The 14,020-nt window shown below is 67.0% G+C and carries 11 protein-coding genes; 3 read left to right on the top strand and 8 right to left on the bottom strand.

Annotation, left to right across the window (positions count from 1 at the left end):
• The coding region (locus ACKAE7_RS10135; RefSeq protein WP_408979082.1) for a DUF808 family protein at positions 1-679 on the top strand (679 nt) is incomplete at its 5' end.
• A 4-nt stretch (positions 680-683) separates the two neighbouring features.
• Here the strand turns inward: ACKAE7_RS10135 and ACKAE7_RS10130 are convergent.
• The 6 genes from ACKAE7_RS10130 to ACKAE7_RS10105 form a co-directional block, all read right to left on the bottom strand.
• The gene (locus tag ACKAE7_RS10130) at positions 684-1,391 is read right to left on the bottom strand and encodes a DUF1961 family protein (RefSeq protein ID WP_408979081.1); all 708 of its coding nucleotides are present in this window, start codon (positions 1,389-1,391) and stop codon (positions 684-686) included.
• The gene (locus tag ACKAE7_RS10125; RefSeq protein WP_408979080.1) at positions 1,392-2,096 is read right to left on the bottom strand and encodes a rhamnogalacturonan acetylesterase; all 705 of its coding nucleotides are present in this window, start codon (positions 2,094-2,096) and stop codon (positions 1,392-1,394) included.
• 26 nt (positions 2,097-2,122) lie between these two features.
• Entirely contained in the window at positions 2,123-2,995 is an 873-nt protein-coding gene (locus tag ACKAE7_RS10120) for a carbohydrate ABC transporter permease (protein WP_190614682.1), read from the bottom strand.
• Positions 2,995-4,005 (bottom strand): sugar ABC transporter permease, encoded by a 1,011-nt coding sequence (locus ACKAE7_RS10115; RefSeq protein ID WP_229666499.1) that lies wholly within the window; start codon positions 4,003-4,005, stop codon positions 2,995-2,997. The genes ACKAE7_RS10120 and ACKAE7_RS10115 overlap by 1 nt, the downstream gene beginning before the upstream one ends.
• Positions 4,006-4,094: 89 nt before the next feature.
• On the bottom strand, positions 4,095-5,624 hold the full coding sequence (locus ACKAE7_RS10110) for an extracellular solute-binding protein (protein WP_408979079.1): 1,530 nt from the start codon (positions 5,622-5,624) through the stop codon (positions 4,095-4,097).
• Between the two features lie 138 nt (positions 5,625-5,762).
• Complete coding sequence (locus ACKAE7_RS10105; RefSeq protein WP_408979078.1) at positions 5,763-6,446, bottom strand: YesL family protein; 684 nt, start codon at positions 6,444-6,446, stop codon at positions 5,763-5,765.
• 240 nt (positions 6,447-6,686) lie between these two features.
• Here ACKAE7_RS10105 and ACKAE7_RS10100 point away from each other — a divergent pair, with 240 nt between their 5' ends.
• Together ACKAE7_RS10100 and ACKAE7_RS10095 are read left to right on the top strand one after the other, a co-directional pair.
• Positions 6,687-7,937 (top strand): Gfo/Idh/MocA family protein, encoded by a 1,251-nt coding sequence (locus ACKAE7_RS10100; protein ID WP_408979077.1) that lies wholly within the window; start codon positions 6,687-6,689, stop codon positions 7,935-7,937.
• A complete protein-coding gene (locus ACKAE7_RS10095; RefSeq protein ID WP_408979084.1) occupies positions 7,937-11,314 on the top strand; it encodes a family 78 glycoside hydrolase catalytic domain in 3,378 nt (1,125 codons plus the stop codon). Before ACKAE7_RS10100 ends, ACKAE7_RS10095 begins: the two co-directional genes overlap by 1 nt.
• 10 nt (positions 11,315-11,324) lie before the next feature.
• On the opposite strand, the gene ACKAE7_RS10090 is transcribed toward ACKAE7_RS10095, so the two are convergent.
• Together ACKAE7_RS10090 and ACKAE7_RS10085 are read right to left on the bottom strand one after the other, a co-directional pair.
• The gene (locus ACKAE7_RS10090) at positions 11,325-12,614 is read right to left on the bottom strand and encodes an ABC transporter substrate-binding protein (protein WP_188812567.1); all 1,290 of its coding nucleotides are present in this window, start codon (positions 12,612-12,614) and stop codon (positions 11,325-11,327) included.
• A gap of 137 nt (positions 12,615-12,751) precedes the next feature.
• Positions 12,752-14,020 (bottom strand): MFS transporter, encoded by a 1,269-nt coding sequence (locus ACKAE7_RS10085; RefSeq protein ID WP_408979076.1) that lies wholly within the window; start codon positions 14,018-14,020, stop codon positions 12,752-12,754.

Genomic DNA, 14,020 nt, shown 5'->3' with positions numbered 1-14,020 from the left:
GCTCCGCCGGGACCACTCGGACGAAAAGGCGCCGGCAGTCGAGCGCGGTCCGGAGGCGGAAGCGAAGGTGGTCAAGGGCGCCATCACCACCGACTTCATCCTGTCCTGCGAGATCATGGTCATCTCGATGAACGAGGTTGCCGCGGAATCCATCTGGGCGCGGGCCGCCATCCTGGTGGTCGTGGCCCTCGCCATCACGGTGCTTGTGTACGGCGCCGTGGCACTGATCGTCAAGATGGACGACATTGGCCTGCACCTTGCCGCCAAGGAATCTGCGGGCTCGCAGCGCTTTGGTGAGATGCTCGTCAAGGGGATGCCCGGCGTGCTGGCCGCAATCACCCTGATCGGGACAGTCGCCATGCTGTGGGTTGGCGGACACATCATGCTCCAGGGGGCCTACGACCTCGGCTGGCACCTGCCGTATGACCTGGTCCACGCCCTCGAGGCCCCGGTTGCCGGAATCGCGGGGATTGGCGGCCTCCTGGCCTGGCTCGTGAACACCCTCTGCTCAGCCATCCTGGGACTCGCCTGGGGCCTCGCAGTGATGGCTGTCCTGCACCCGCTGCTGAAGGCCCTGCCGTTCGGCAAGGAGAAGGGCCAGCACGAGGAAGGTGACGTTCGCGCCGAACTCGCCGGCTACCGGCCGACGAAGAAGCACACGTCGGATCCCGCTCCCTAGCGGACTAAAGCTCCTCCACCACCAGGTTCCGGTACGCCGCCCGGAGCGGGGCCATCTGCCGGAAGCCCAGGTATCCGCCGCCCAGCACGGCCGCGGCAGGGGCAGGGGACGGGGACGGGGACGGGGACGGGGAAGAATCGTGCCACTCAAAAAGCGGCAGCCCGTTGATGGCGAAAGCCACCCGCGGCCCGTCCTTCACCACCTCCATCCGGTAGAAGTCCACCGCGTCCCCGGCCGGCGGCAGCGGATCGGCACCCTGCGCCACCAGGTCAAACCCGGCGCTCTTCCGGAGGTTGCAGGTCCGGAAAGCCCGCTCCGACTCGTATTTGTGCCGGAAATAGGAGACGTGGAGGGCATCGATGTCCCCGGAATGATACTGCGGGTAGTACCCAGTCCGCGGCGTTAGCGCACTGGAAAACAGGTCATGCCCGCCGTGCCCCCGGGCGGCGAAGAACAGCATGGCCAGGCCCGGTTCCTCCAGCGGCAGGAATTCCCAGCTGATCCGGATGCCGTCCGGGAGCTCCACCGGGCACCAGAACGTCCAGTGCGCATGGTCCCCGAATTCTGCGTCGTCCAGCGAACCTGACAGTTCCAGGGCGCCCTGGTGGGTCCCCAGGCTCAGCGGCCCTTCCGCCACCCAGTCCGCCACGTCCGCCGGGGACGTGAGGGCGTTGCTGTACAGCACCTTCGCCTCGGTGCCGGGCGTGCCCACCTAGCCGCGTCCCGCCGCAGTACGCACCAGGCTGCCGGGCACCAGGCCCAGCTTACCGAGCCGGGCGGCAACGTGCCCCGCCACCACTGCTGCTCCCTGCTGGGAGAAGTGGGTGTTGTCCGCCAGGCCGTCCGGCCAGTAGGCATGCGACCCCGGCTCGAAGTGGCAGAAGAGCGGCGCCGATTCCTCCCGCCCCAGCTGCAGGTACAGCCGGCGGGTCCACGCGTTCAGGTCAAGCACCGGAAGTCCCAGCTCGAGGGCGATCTCCCGCACCACCTCCGGATAGTCCTCCAGGCTCTGTTCCAGCCTTTGTTCCGCAGCAGCAGCGCCCGACGACGGCCGGTCCAGGAAGTGCCTGCGCTCCACCGGGGTGCACAGTACGGGGAGCGCCCCCAGGTTCTGCACCTCCCCCGCCATGGTGCGCAGGTTGGCGGCGTAGCCGGTCCGGGCCGCGAGGTGCTGCTTTTTCTGGTCGTTGTGGCCGAACTGGATCAGGACCAGGTCCCCCTCCCCGGCCTCCGCCAGCAGGCGGCCCCACAGCCCTTCCTCGCGGAAGGACTCCGTGCTGGCCCCGCCCTTGGCGAAGTTGTGCACCGCCGCCCAGGTATAGGAATGCGGGGCAAGCTGCGCTCCCCAGCCGCTCATGGGGTACTCGTGCGTGGGGCAGTTTGCCACCGTGGAATCTCCGGCGAGCAGGATTTTCATGCTGTGCTTTCTCTCGTGGTGCAGGCTCAGCCCTTGACGGAGCCGATGAGCATGCCTTTGGCGAAGTGCTTCTGCAGGAACGGGTAGAAGATGAGGATGGGCAGGGTGGCCACCACAATGACCGCGAACTTGATGCCCTGTTCGGGCGGGATGTAGTTCGGATCCACGTTGCCCGTGCCGAGCAGGTCCGACGACGCCGTGACCTGGCGGAGGTACATCTGCAGGGTCCACTTGGAGTTGTCAGAGAGGTAGAGCAGGGGCGACATGAAGTCGTTCCAGATGCCCACGGCGTAGAACAGGGCGAAGGTGGCCAGGACGGGTTTGGACAGGGGCAGCAGGATCCGCCACAGGATACCGATTTCGGTGGCGCCGTCCATCTTGGCCGATTCCTCAAGCTCCTGCGGGAGTTCCTGGAAGAAATTCTTGATGATGATCAGGCTGAACGGGTTGATGGCCGCCGGCAGGATCAGCGCCCAGTAGGAGTTGAGCAGGCCCAGGTCCTTGACCAGCAGGAAGGTGGGGATCATGCCGCCGGAGAACACCATGGCAAAGACCACCAGGGACAGGATGACCTGCCGTCCGCGGAGGGTCTTCTTGGCCAGCGGGTAGGCCATGGTCACGGTGAACGCGAGCTGGACCAGGGTGCCGACGGCGGTGACCAGGATGGTGGTCACCAGCGCCCTGGTGAATGCTGGGGTGGAGAAGATGTACTCGTAGGAGCCCAGCGTGAACTGTTCGGGCCAGACGAAGAACGCCCGCCGCGTGATTTCGGCCTCGTTGGCGAAGGACCCTGCGATCACGTAGATGAACGGCAGCAGGGTGATGATGCCGATCAGGGCCAGGAAGATGTAGTTCGCGGCGTCGAAAATCCGCCCGCCGGTGGTGTTGTGAATCTTCATTAGAACAGTCCGCTCTGGTTGAAGCGCTTGGCCAGGGCGTTGGTGCCGAAGATCAGCACGATGCCCACCAGGGATTTGAAGAGCCCGACCGCGGTGGAGTAGCTGTAGGCGCCCTGGGTGATGCCCACAAAGTACACGTAGGTGTCGAACACGTCAGCCACGGACCGGTTCAGGGCGTTGGTCATCAGGTAGATCTGTTCGAACCCGGTGTTGAGCATCTGCCCGATGGCCAGGATCAGCATCACGATGATGGTGGAGCGGATGCCCGGCAGGGTGATGTGCCAGACCCTGCGGAACCGGCCGGCGCCGTCGATGATGGCGGCCTCGTACTGGTCCTGGTCCACGGTGGCCAGCGCGGCAAGGAAGATGATGGTACCCCAGCCGGTGTTCTTCCAGATCTCCTGCAGCACGATCAGCGGCCGGAACCAGTTCGGATCGGACAGGAAATCGATGTTCGTGCCCATCACGTTGTTCAGGAACAGGAACAGCGGGCCGAAGTCCAGGGCGAACAGCAGGAAGCTCAGCGACGCCACGATGGTCCAGGACAGGAAGTGCGGAATATAGACGAGCGTCTGGACGGTGCGCTTGAGGATGGAGAGGCGGACCTCGTTCAGCAGCAGTGCCAGGACGATGGTCAGCGGAAAAGCGATGCCCAGGTTCAGGAACGCCAGGATCAGCGTGTTTCCGAGCAGCCGCGGGAAGTCCGGGTTGGAGAAGAAGTCCTGGAAGTGCTGGGTCCCCACCCAGGGGCTGCCGTTCACGCCCAGGAACGGGACATAGTCCTTGAACGCGATGGACACCCCGTACATCGGGGCATAGCGGAACACCGCGAAGTACACCACCCCCGGCACCAGCAGCAGGTAGAGCCACTTGTAGTGCGCAAAATGGACGGAGAATTTACCGCGGGGGACTTTTGGTGGCTTGCGCGGCTTGGAGCTCTTGCCCGCATCCGTCCCGGGGCCCTGGCCATGGCCGATGTTCGAGGCCAGCGCGTCTGTCAGCTGTGACATTCAGGGCCTCCTTTCTGGAAGTGGTGGTGGGTCCTGGACCGGCGGGCTCCATAGCGAAGGTGCGGAGCCCGCCGGTGCGGGCGGGACTGTTACTTGTTGTCCTGCCAGAGCTGGTTGATCTCTTCCGTGACCTTGTCGCCGCCGCTGGTGTTCCACAGCTTGATGGCGTCCTTCAGCCCCTGCTCGTCAATCTGGCCGGCAAGGTACTTGATCCTGGCGTCCGCCACGATGTTGTCCAGCTGGGCACCCTTGGAGACGTAGGTCGCGGACACGTACGGGGCGGCCGGGTTGTAGACGGCGCTCTTGAGGTCCTCTGCCATCACTTCCGTGCGCTTGTCGAAGACCTGCTGCTCGTATTCCGTGGGCTGCTTGACCGGGTAGAAAGTGTTGCCGCCAACGTTCATTCCAAGTTGGGCGTAGCTCTTGATGTCCGTAGTGACGGCCTTTGACTCCTCAGTCTCAGGCTTGATGCTGGCGGCCTTGCCGTCCTCCACGGTGAAGTTCACGCCCTCGATCCCGTTGTTGAGCAGGATGGCCACGTCCTTGCCGTTCATCGTGTTCAGGACTTCCAGCACCTTGGCCAGCTCGGCTTCGGTGCGGACGCTCGATTTGGGCACTGCCAGGAAGCCGGAGTAGCCGTCGGTGGGGTGGGCGTGCAGTTCGCCGTCGGGGCCTTCGAGGTTGCCCACGAAGCCCACCTTGTTCTCGTAGTTGTTGGGATCTGCCTGCTTGAACAGGTTGACCAGGACGCTGACGCGGGAGTCGACGTCCACGATGATGCCGCCCTTGCCGTTGAAGAACGGCTCATTCCACTTGGTGCCGTCAAAGGTGGCGAAGTCCGGGTTGATGAGCTTTTCGTCCACCATCTTCTTGACGAACCGGTTGGCCTCGAGGAACTCTTCTGTTTCGAAGCTGGGGATCAGTTTCCCGTCCTTCTCGGTCCAGCGGTTTCCGGCGCCATACCATTCCTCGATGAGGTCGTAGGGGCTGTTGCTGCCCAGCGCGCCCCACTTGGGGATGGTGATGCCCCAGGTGTCGTCCTGGCCGTTGCCGTCGGGGTCCTGCTCGGTGAAGGCCTTGGCCACCGTGTACAGGTCCTCGGTGGTCTTGGGCGCCTCGAGGCCCAGCTTGTCCAGCCAGTCCTGGCGGAACATCACGGCGGCGCGCATCGGGGCGCGGCCGCGGAACACGCCGTACACCTTGCCGTTGATGCTGGCGTTCTGCTGGATGTCCGGGAAGGTGGTCTTCAGGTTCGGGTAGTCATCAAGTTTGTCCGTCAGGTCCCAGAACGCTCCGGCTTCCGCGTTCTTGACGAAGCCCGGGGTCTTGCCCTGGATCACCATGATGTGCGGGATCTCGGAGGAGGCAAGCGTGATGTTGGTCTTGTCCTCGTAGGACGCGTTGGGGGTCCACGTGATGTTGATGTCCTTGCCGGTGAGCTCTTCCAGCTTCTTCTGGACGGCACCGTCCGCACTGGGCGGCTGGGCCTCAAGGAACGGCGCCATGATGGACACCGTGCTGAGGTCCGCCGCCGGGGCTTCGCCGCCGCTGCAGGCGGTGAGGGAGATGGCCGTGGCCGTTACCACCGCGGCCGCCAGGGAGATTTTTCTGCGCATCATGGGTTTCCTTTTCCACTTCTTCGGGGTTTTGTTTGGTCAAAAGTTTTTGATGGGGGTTTCGTTGATACGTTTCAAGCAAGGGAAGCAAGCACAGGGGGCCCGACGGCTCCTCCCGGGTGCCGCGCAGCCTTCCGGGCGTCAGGCCACGGAGGCCGACGGGATGGAGCCCTTCCCTGCAGGTATGTCCGCTCCGGCCGCCGGATTCCCGGCCACGGATTCATCATTGGCGGTGAAGAACCGGTCGCACAGCCAGCCCGTCACATACAGCCAGGCCCCGATACTGAAGAACGGGATCAGCCCCGGGACGGTGGTGCTGGCATAGAACGCGGCAGCGGAAAGAAACAGCAGGATGACCGTTCCGGCGAGGTGCCGGAACGCGAAGCGGGAAGACGTCAGCAGGTACTGCCCCAGGGGAAGCTCGTACCTCGCATACAGGGGGAAGAGGTAACAGGTTGCGCCGGCCAGGAAGATGGCCGCCACAAAAATGCCCGCCGCCATCAGCTGCGAGAACAGGTCCCCCGACGCTGAAAAGTAGTTCCAGTTCATGGACAGCGCACCTGCCGCCGCCATCACCGGCAGGGCGAGCACGTTGGCCCGGCCGAAGTTCCGGAAGTAATTCGCGCCGAAGCTGCGGAGCAGCGGCGCCGCGTCACCCCGTGCGCGCTTGCGCACGGCGATCTGGGCGGCCGCAGTGGCAGGGCCTGCGCCGAGGACGCCCAGGCCAAGCAGCGTAAAGAGGATCCACAGCAGGTTCAGGCAGGCGATCCACAGGAGGGTGTCAAAGACCGAGTAGGCCCGGGCACTGAACGATCCAGACAGCATGGCGCAGCTCCCTTCATTTCTCCATCGTTGCAGAGGCGAAGGCGGAAGTGTTCCGCGTCACGCCGGTAATCGGTTTCTCGAAAATCTAGACGCACGCAGGCAGCAAGGTCAAGCGAAATTTTGAATCGTTACATAGCTGGACTCCGGAGAGGCCCATGACGCACACTAAGGGTGGAAAGCGCTTGCTGGAGTTCGCGTGCGCCCACGCAACAGTGCCCTGCTGGGCGGAAATGGAGAATCATGGCAACGCCAACCGGCACCGACAGCCCGGACGCGCCCGCCCGGGCAGCGGCAGCAACGGCTGGCCGCGGCGCTGCCTCCGGAACCTCAGGCCCCAGGGCCGCCCGCGTGGCTTTGGTCGGCGTGCACGGCTTCGGCACCCACCACCTCCGCAACCTTGAACACCTTCAGGCGGCAGGCGCCGTCGAGCTCGTTGCCGTGGCTGATCCGCAACCGCCGGCAGCCGGCTCCGTTCCGGCCTCCGCCCGGGTCTTCCCGGGACTCGACGAACTGCTGTCCGCAACCACATCCCTGGACCTGGTCATCGTGGCAACCCCCATCCAGACCCACGCCCCGCTGGCGCTCGCTGCTTTGCGCACCGACGCGGACCTGTACCTGGAGAAGCCCCCGGTGGCTTCCCTGGCCGATTTCAACCGGCTCTGCGATGCCGCGGCGGCGTCCGGCAGGAGCGTGCAGATCGGCTTCCAGAGCCTCGGCTCGCACGCACTGCAGGAAATCGAAAACCTGGTGGCAGCCGGCACCCTCGGCACGCTCCAGGGCATCTCCGCCACGGGCCGCTGGGTCCGGGACCGGGCCTACTACAAGCGCTCCCGGTGGGCTGGAAAGCGCAGCATCAACGGCGTGGACGTGGTGGATGGCGTGGCCACCAATCCGCTGGCCCATGCAGTGGCAACAGCACTGAGGATTGCCGGGGCACGGACCACGGCCGACGTTGCATCGGTGGAGACCGAACTGTACCGCGCCAACGACATCGAGTCGGATGACACCTCGGTGATCCGCATCCGGACAGCCTCGGGCCTGCCCATCACCTGTGCCCTGACCATCTGCGCTTCCGAATCCGTGGAACCCTATGTCACGCTGCAGGGCTCCGCCGGGACTGCCGTGTTCCACTACACGGAGGACCGCCTCACCGTCACCACGGCGTCGGGCACCACCGAGGAGACGTACGGACGCGAGGACCTCACCGAGAACCTGCTGTCCCACCGCAATTCCGGATCCCCGCTGATCAGCCCCCTCCTGGACAGCGGTGCCTTCATGCTGGTCCTGGAAGCGGTCCGGACCGCTCCGCTGCCCGCGCTCATCGGCGATGCCCACGTCAGGTGGGAGGGCGACGGGGAAGCAGCGCACGCCGTCGTGATTGATATTGAGGCGGCCCTGGAACGTGCTGGCCGCGATCACGCCACGTTCAGCGAGCTGGGCCTGCCGTGGGCAACATCGGCCCCTTGCGCCTTCAGCGTGCCGGCTTCCTGATGCGCCCGCAGCCTGCAACGACCCCGGTACAGGCCACGGCGCAGGCCACGGCGCGGGGCCAGCTGCACGCCGCCAACCTGCTGACGGAGGGCATCGCCGAGTGCCTGACCGCATCACCCCGGCCCACCTTCAGCTGGCAGCTGGCCCAGCCGGACGGCTCCGATCCGGCGCGGGCCCTGCAGACCGGCTACGAGGTCACGGTGGAGGACTCGCAGGGGCTCAGGTTCTGGAGCTCCGGTCCGGTCCCCTCCCCCGCGCAGCACGGGGTCCAATATGACGGGCCTGCGCTCGACGGCGACACGGACTACGCGTGGCGGGTGCGGGTCCGCGATGCCGCAGGAATTCCCGGGGAATGGTCTACTCCGAAGATGTTCAGCACCGGCCTCCCGGACGCTTCCTGGCAGGCCGACTGGATCCGGCGCGCCCCCGGCGGCCGCGCCCCCCTGGAAATCCTGAACAACGCCCTACGCGTGGCGGGCTCACCCCACCTGCCGGTTCCCTGCCCGCCTGCCCGCACCATCCGCATCGAAGCCCGCGTCCGCCCGGTCATGGGGTGGGCCGGACTCATCCTTCGCAGCAGCGGCCCCGGCACCGGCCTGCTGCTGGAACTCAACACGGCCGGCGAGGTGGTCCTCCGCCATGCCCCGGTGTGGGAAATTCCAGCCCCGGCCGTCCCCGAAACCGCGGAGCTGGCCAGGGCCCGGGCGGACCGGAACCTGGAGGTCCGCCAGGAGCGGCTGCCCGGCAAGGACCTGGTGCCCGGCTCCTGGCGGGACCTCGTGGTCACCGACGACGGCCACACCATCACCGTTGCGCTGGATGGCGTGGACCTGCTGGAGGTGCAGGAGCCCGCCAATCACGGGTTCACAGGGAAGCTCGCCCTACACCAGGGTCCCCGCAGCCAGGCCGAGTATGCATCGCTGCGCATCACCAGCGGCGGCCAGGACGGTGCCGGCGCCGTCCTGCTGGAGCACCGCTTCGACGCCAGCGGGGACCACGCCCGCGCCTGCCTGGCGCAGTGGGCCGCCACCACGGCGCACCGCCAGCCGGACGAATGGACAGTATTCCGCAGCACCCTGCAGCTCACGGGCCCGGTGCGTCGGGCACGGCTCTTCGTGGCGGCCCACCACCACGCGCAGATCTCCCTGGCCGGTGTCCCCTGCCTGGCAACAACCTCTTTCGGCTATCCGGGCGAAGGCTATTACGACGCCGCGGACGTCACCGGACTGCTCGCAGCCCAGCCTCCGGGCGCAGCCGTTCCCCTGACGGCAGTGCTGCACTGGTACGGCCCGGGCCAGGGACGTGCCGCCGGACTCCCCGGCCTGCTGGTGCGCATCAGCGTGCAGTACACGGACGGCCGCCGCGAAGCCTTCTGTTCCGGGCCGGAGTGGTCAGCCGGGGAGGCGCCGTACCGGCAGTCCGGCTACCGCAATGACGAGGGCGACCCCGTGGAACACCTGGACGGGCAGGCCGCACGGGCCCTGGCCGCCGCGCCGTCCTCCCCGTCCCCATCTTCCCCGGACCTGCCGCCAGCCATCAGCTGCGGCCGCCACCCTTCAGCGGAGTCCCCCGGGCTGCACCCGCGCCGGACCTTCCTGGCCGGCGGGTTTGTTGCTCCCGCGGCTTTCCTGACGGCCGACGACGGCACCATGGTGGCGGACTTCGGCCAGGTTCTTCCCGGGCGCCCGGAAGTGGACTTCCTGGACGGAGTTCCCGGCCGCACCGTGATGATGCGGGCCGGCTACGCCCTCCGGCCCGACGGACGGGTGGACGCGGGAAAGACCGCAAGCCAGAACACAGACATGTCCTTCCCGTATACGCAGGCGGCCGGGCCCCAGCAGTTCAGCGCCACGGTGCACCTGGGTTTCCGCTACCTTGAGCTTCCCGGCGTGGAGGCCGCCGAGGTGTCCCGCGTCGGGGCCGTGCTGGTCCACGGGCACCACCCGGCTGAGGGAAGTTTCAGCAGCTCGGATCCCATGCTGGACCGCGTTTTCACGCTGCTGCGCGACTCGGCCCTGCACGGCGTCCAGGAACAGTTCGTGGACACACCCACCCGGGAGAAGGGCCAGTTCCTGGCGGACGCGGTGAACATTTCGTATGCCACCATGGCCCTCTTCGGGGAGCATGCCTATACGGCGCAGGCGCTGCGGGAGTTCGCCTGGTCCGCCGCCCGCTACTGGTCCGAGGGGCAGGACCGCGGCCGCTACAACGCCGTGTACCCCAACGGCGACGGCAAGCGGGACATTCCTGATTTTTCCCTCATGGTCCCTGAGTGGGCCGAGGAGTACCACCTGCGCACCGGGGACCTTGGCCTGGTCCGGGAACTGCTGCCGCACCTGCGCAACACCGCAGACTACGCGTTGCGGTACGTTCCGGCGGAAGGGCCGACGGCGGGACTGGTCACCCGGCTGGGCGGCGGCTCCGGCCCCTACCTTCACGGCATCGTGGACTGGCCTGAACCCGGGCGGTTCGGTTACGACATGGAGTGCGCCGCGAAGACCACCGTCAACGCCCAGGCCTACTCTGCGCTGGTGTCCACGGCCCGGCTCTGCAGCGTGGCAGGCGAGCATGATGCCGCCGTCCGTTACGCATCCTCCGCCCGCCGGCTGGCCGACGCAATCCGCACCCGCCTGCGGGTGGACGGGGTGATGGTGGACGGCCTGCACGCCGATGGCACACCCAGCCCGCATGCCTCCCAGCATGCCGCGTCCTTCCCGCTCTCCCTGGGCATCACCGCTGCGGAGTTCGCCACCGCCGATGCGGTGCGGATCGCTTCGATGGGGATGAAGCAGGGGCCGCTGACGGTCCACCGGCTGGTCCGCGCGCTGCTCTCCCAGGGCATGACGGACGCCGTGCTGGATCTCCTGACGGACAGGGACCAGCCCGGCTGGGCCAACCTGCTGGAGCGCGGCGCCACCTTCACGTGGGAGGCCTGGGACCTGGTGGAGGGAACGGACTACAGCCAGTCCCACGCCTGGTCCGCGTCAGTGGTCAAGGAGATCCTGGACCACCTGCTCGGCGTCCGGTTCAGCTCCCCCGGAGGCGCGGAGCTGCTGATCGAGCCTCCGCTGTGCCGGCTGGACCACGCCCGCGGCGCGGTGCCCGTCAGCAATGGCTACGTGGAAGCGAGCTGGACCCGGGAGGGTGGACAGATACGGCTGGAATGCACGGTCCCTGCCGGGACGGCGGCAGTTGTCCGGCTGCCCGCGGGCAAGTACACGGTCGCGTCCGGAGATAAAGGAACGACGGCGGAGGCCGCCGTCGGGCCTTCCTCTGCGGAAGGCGGGGCTGCTGCTGCCGCGAACGTCCCGGCCGCGCACGCGACGCGGGATTTCAGGGTGCACGCCGGGACGTGGAGCTTCACGCCCCGGGCGTAGCCACCACCGGTCAGAGAAGGGCGCTCTTTGCCTCCTCCATTGCCTTCTTTGCCGCGTCCTGCGGCGACAGGCGGCTGAAGTGGACCTCCAGCGAGTAGCGGCCCAGGACCTCCACCACTGCGGCGGACCCGGCGGGCGGCACCGGCACGGCCTCTCCGAGTTCGTCCGAGATTTCATCGATGAACTCTGCAGTCTTTGCGTCAGCAGGGCTCAGCTTGGCGGCTATGGCCTCCCGGATGTCCGAGTTGGCCGGGATGCCGCGGTCCGCAAGTCCGATCTCGCCGGCTACGGGGTTGTTGGTGACGAAGTCGATGAACTTTTGCGCTTCCACCGGGTGCTTTGTCCGGGAGCTGGCGGACCAGAACATGGACGATTTGTAGAACTGCCGGGCTTCGGATGCCTTGCCCTCCAGGCTCGGCGGGCGCCGGATCTCCAGGTCCTGCCCGGAGGCTTTGCTCAGGGCGCCCAGCTGGTTGGACCAGTACATGTTCATGGCAAACCTGTTGGTGGACAAGCCCTGCTGGTCGATGGACGCGCTGGCGTCCTCGGTGATCACCGACGCCGGAGGCACTGCCTTGGAGTCGCGCATCTTCGCCTGGTACCCGTACCACTCGGCCAGGGCTGCCTCATCAAATCCCAGCTCCCCGTCCGGGGTGAACAGCGACTTCCCGTGCTGCCGGAACCACAGGTTGGCCGCGGCATCGCTGTTCACCTGGCCCGTCCCGTACACGCCGTCCGGGCTGGCTGCCGTGATGGCCGCGGCGGTGTCATTGAGGTCCTCCCAGGTCCACGCCTCATCGTCCGGGAGGGTCACTCCGCTGGCCGAAACCAGCGAGGGGTTGGCCAGGACAACCATGGCGTTCACGCCACTGGTCACGGCATATTGCTTGCCGTCCACTTTCCCGGAGTCCGCCACGGGCTGGTCGAACTTTGACAGGTCAACATCCTTCAGCTCGAGCAGGGCGCCGCGCTCGGAATACTCACCCAGGTAAGCCGCGTCCATCTGGATGATGTCCGGGGCATCCTGCGAGGCCACCTGGGTGGCCAGCTTGTCCCAGTAACCGGACCAGTCGCCGTACTCCCCTTCGACGTTGATGTTGGGATTCTCGGCCTCGAAGGCTTCAATCAGCTTCTCCGTCATCTTGTGCCGCACGTCGGAGCCCCACCAGCTGAACCGCAGGGTCACCGGTCCTTCCGACGCGGCTTCCGGCGAGCTGCCGCACCCGGTGAGGACCAGGGAGAGGGCGGCCGCTGCGGCGGCAGCTTTGGGCAACAGGGATTTCTGGGCGCGAAACATCATTGTTTGTCCTTTGGCGCGGGTTGCTGGGACCTGAAAGAAACCGGTTTCCCACAGCCTAGGTGTGAGCTGGCGCACGCGTCAAGGCTTCGGAGGACCCCAGTGGCGGGAGGCAGATATGGGTCTGGGAAGGCCAACGCTCAGGCCTGCCTGGCACCCGCCCTGCGCCCTTGCCGCCACAGCAACAGCCCAATTACAAGGGCGGAAAGCATGCCCAGCCCGCCGGTGGCCACCAGTCCGGTACGCACTCCGAACTGCTCCGTGAGCCAGCCCGCCAGGAGGCCTCCCAGCGCGTGCCCGCCCAGCAGGAGGGGAAGGTAGAGGGCCATCACGCGGCCGCGGATCTCCGGCCCGGCCTCGAGCTGGACGGCGGTGGCCGCGCCGGTCAGGAACAGGAGGGTCATGAGCCCCACCACCACCAGCATCACCATGAACAGGGTAAGGGTGGGCATCAGGGCCGCCACCAGCTGGGACAGGCCGAATAGCCCTGCAGCGGCGACGATCCCTCTCCGGCCCAGGCTCCGCAGCCGGGCGGCCAGCAGCGCACCGGCCAGGGCGCCGACGGCGCTGACGGTGTTGAACAGGCCGAAGCCTTCAACGCCGTTGTGCCACACCCGTTCGGCAAAGGCGGCCAGCACCACAGGTCCGTTCATGCCGAACATTCCCAGGAGTCCGGCCAGGGCGATGACCAACAGCAGGGACGGCCGTTCCCGGACGTACCGGAACCCGGCCAGGAGCTGCCCGCGCCCCCGCGCCGCCCGGGTGCTGGGATGCAGCTCGGCGGGGCGGATGGCGGCGATGAGGCAGAGCACCAGCAGGCACAGCACGGAGTTCGCCGCGAACGCAGCAGCCGATCCTGCCTGGGCGATGACCACACCGCCCACGGCCGGACCCGCCATCGCTCCCAGCTGGCCGATGGCGTTGTTGAGGCCGATGGCCGGCCGGAGGTTGGCGTCGCCCACCACTTCGTTGACGAAGACCTGGACCGCCGGCTGGTTGATGGCCGACGTGACGCCCAGCGCCACACAGCTGGCGTATACGGCCCAAACGGTAATGGTTCCGCTCGCGGCCCACGCCGCGAGGCCAAGGGCCAGGATGGCGATCACCGACTGGCAGCACAGCATGATCCGGCGCTTGGGAAACATGTCCACCAGCAGGCCGCTCAGGGGTCCCACCACCAGCATCGGGAGGAACTGCAGGGCAACGGCCACCCCCACCGCGGCGGGGCTGCCGGTCAACTGCAGCACGAGCCAGTCCTGCGCGAGCCGCTGCATCCACACGCCCACGCTGCCGGTGAACACCAGTGCCAGGAAGAGGCGGTAGTTGCGCTGCGTCAGGGGCTGGTACCAGGCCGGCTGGTTTGTGCCGGCGCGGAGGGACTGCTTGGAGCGCTGGCGGTTGAAAGGCAC

The organism is Pseudarthrobacter sp. NKDBFgelt, assembly GCF_046097905.1.
In the GTDB taxonomy this organism is placed as follows: domain Bacteria; phylum Actinomycetota; class Actinomycetes; order Actinomycetales; family Micrococcaceae; genus Arthrobacter; species Arthrobacter polychromogenes.
Note: the sequence above shows the minus strand (reverse complement) of the source record. Positions and strands in the feature narration are given on the sequence as shown.

Excerpts from the sequence above, each read along its gene's own strand:
- ACKAE7_RS10090 (WP_188812567.1), bottom strand. The coding sequence starts at position 12,614 with ATGATGTTTCGCGCCCAGAAATCCCTGTTGCCCAAAGCTGCCGCCGCA.
- ACKAE7_RS10110 (WP_408979079.1), bottom strand. The coding sequence starts at position 5,624 with ATGATGCGCAGAAAAATCTCCCTGGCGGCCGCGGTGGTAACGGCCACG.
- ACKAE7_RS10105 (WP_408979078.1), bottom strand. The coding sequence starts at position 6,446 with ATGCTGTCTGGATCGTTCAGTGCCCGGGCCTACTCGGTCTTTGACACC.
- ACKAE7_RS10115 (WP_229666499.1), bottom strand. The coding sequence starts at position 4,005 with ATGTCACAGCTGACAGACGCGCTGGCCTCGAACATCGGCCATGGCCAG.
- ACKAE7_RS10100 (WP_408979077.1), top strand. The coding sequence starts at position 6,687 with ATGGCAACGCCAACCGGCACCGACAGCCCGGACGCGCCCGCCCGGGCA.
- ACKAE7_RS10095 (WP_408979084.1), top strand. The coding sequence starts at position 7,937 with ATGCGCCCGCAGCCTGCAACGACCCCGGTACAGGCCACGGCGCAGGCC.
- ACKAE7_RS10120 (WP_190614682.1), bottom strand. The coding sequence starts at position 2,995 with ATGAAGATTCACAACACCACCGGCGGGCGGATTTTCGACGCCGCGAAC.
- ACKAE7_RS10125 (WP_408979080.1), bottom strand. The coding sequence starts at position 2,096 with ATGAAAATCCTGCTCGCCGGAGATTCCACGGTGGCAAACTGCCCCACG.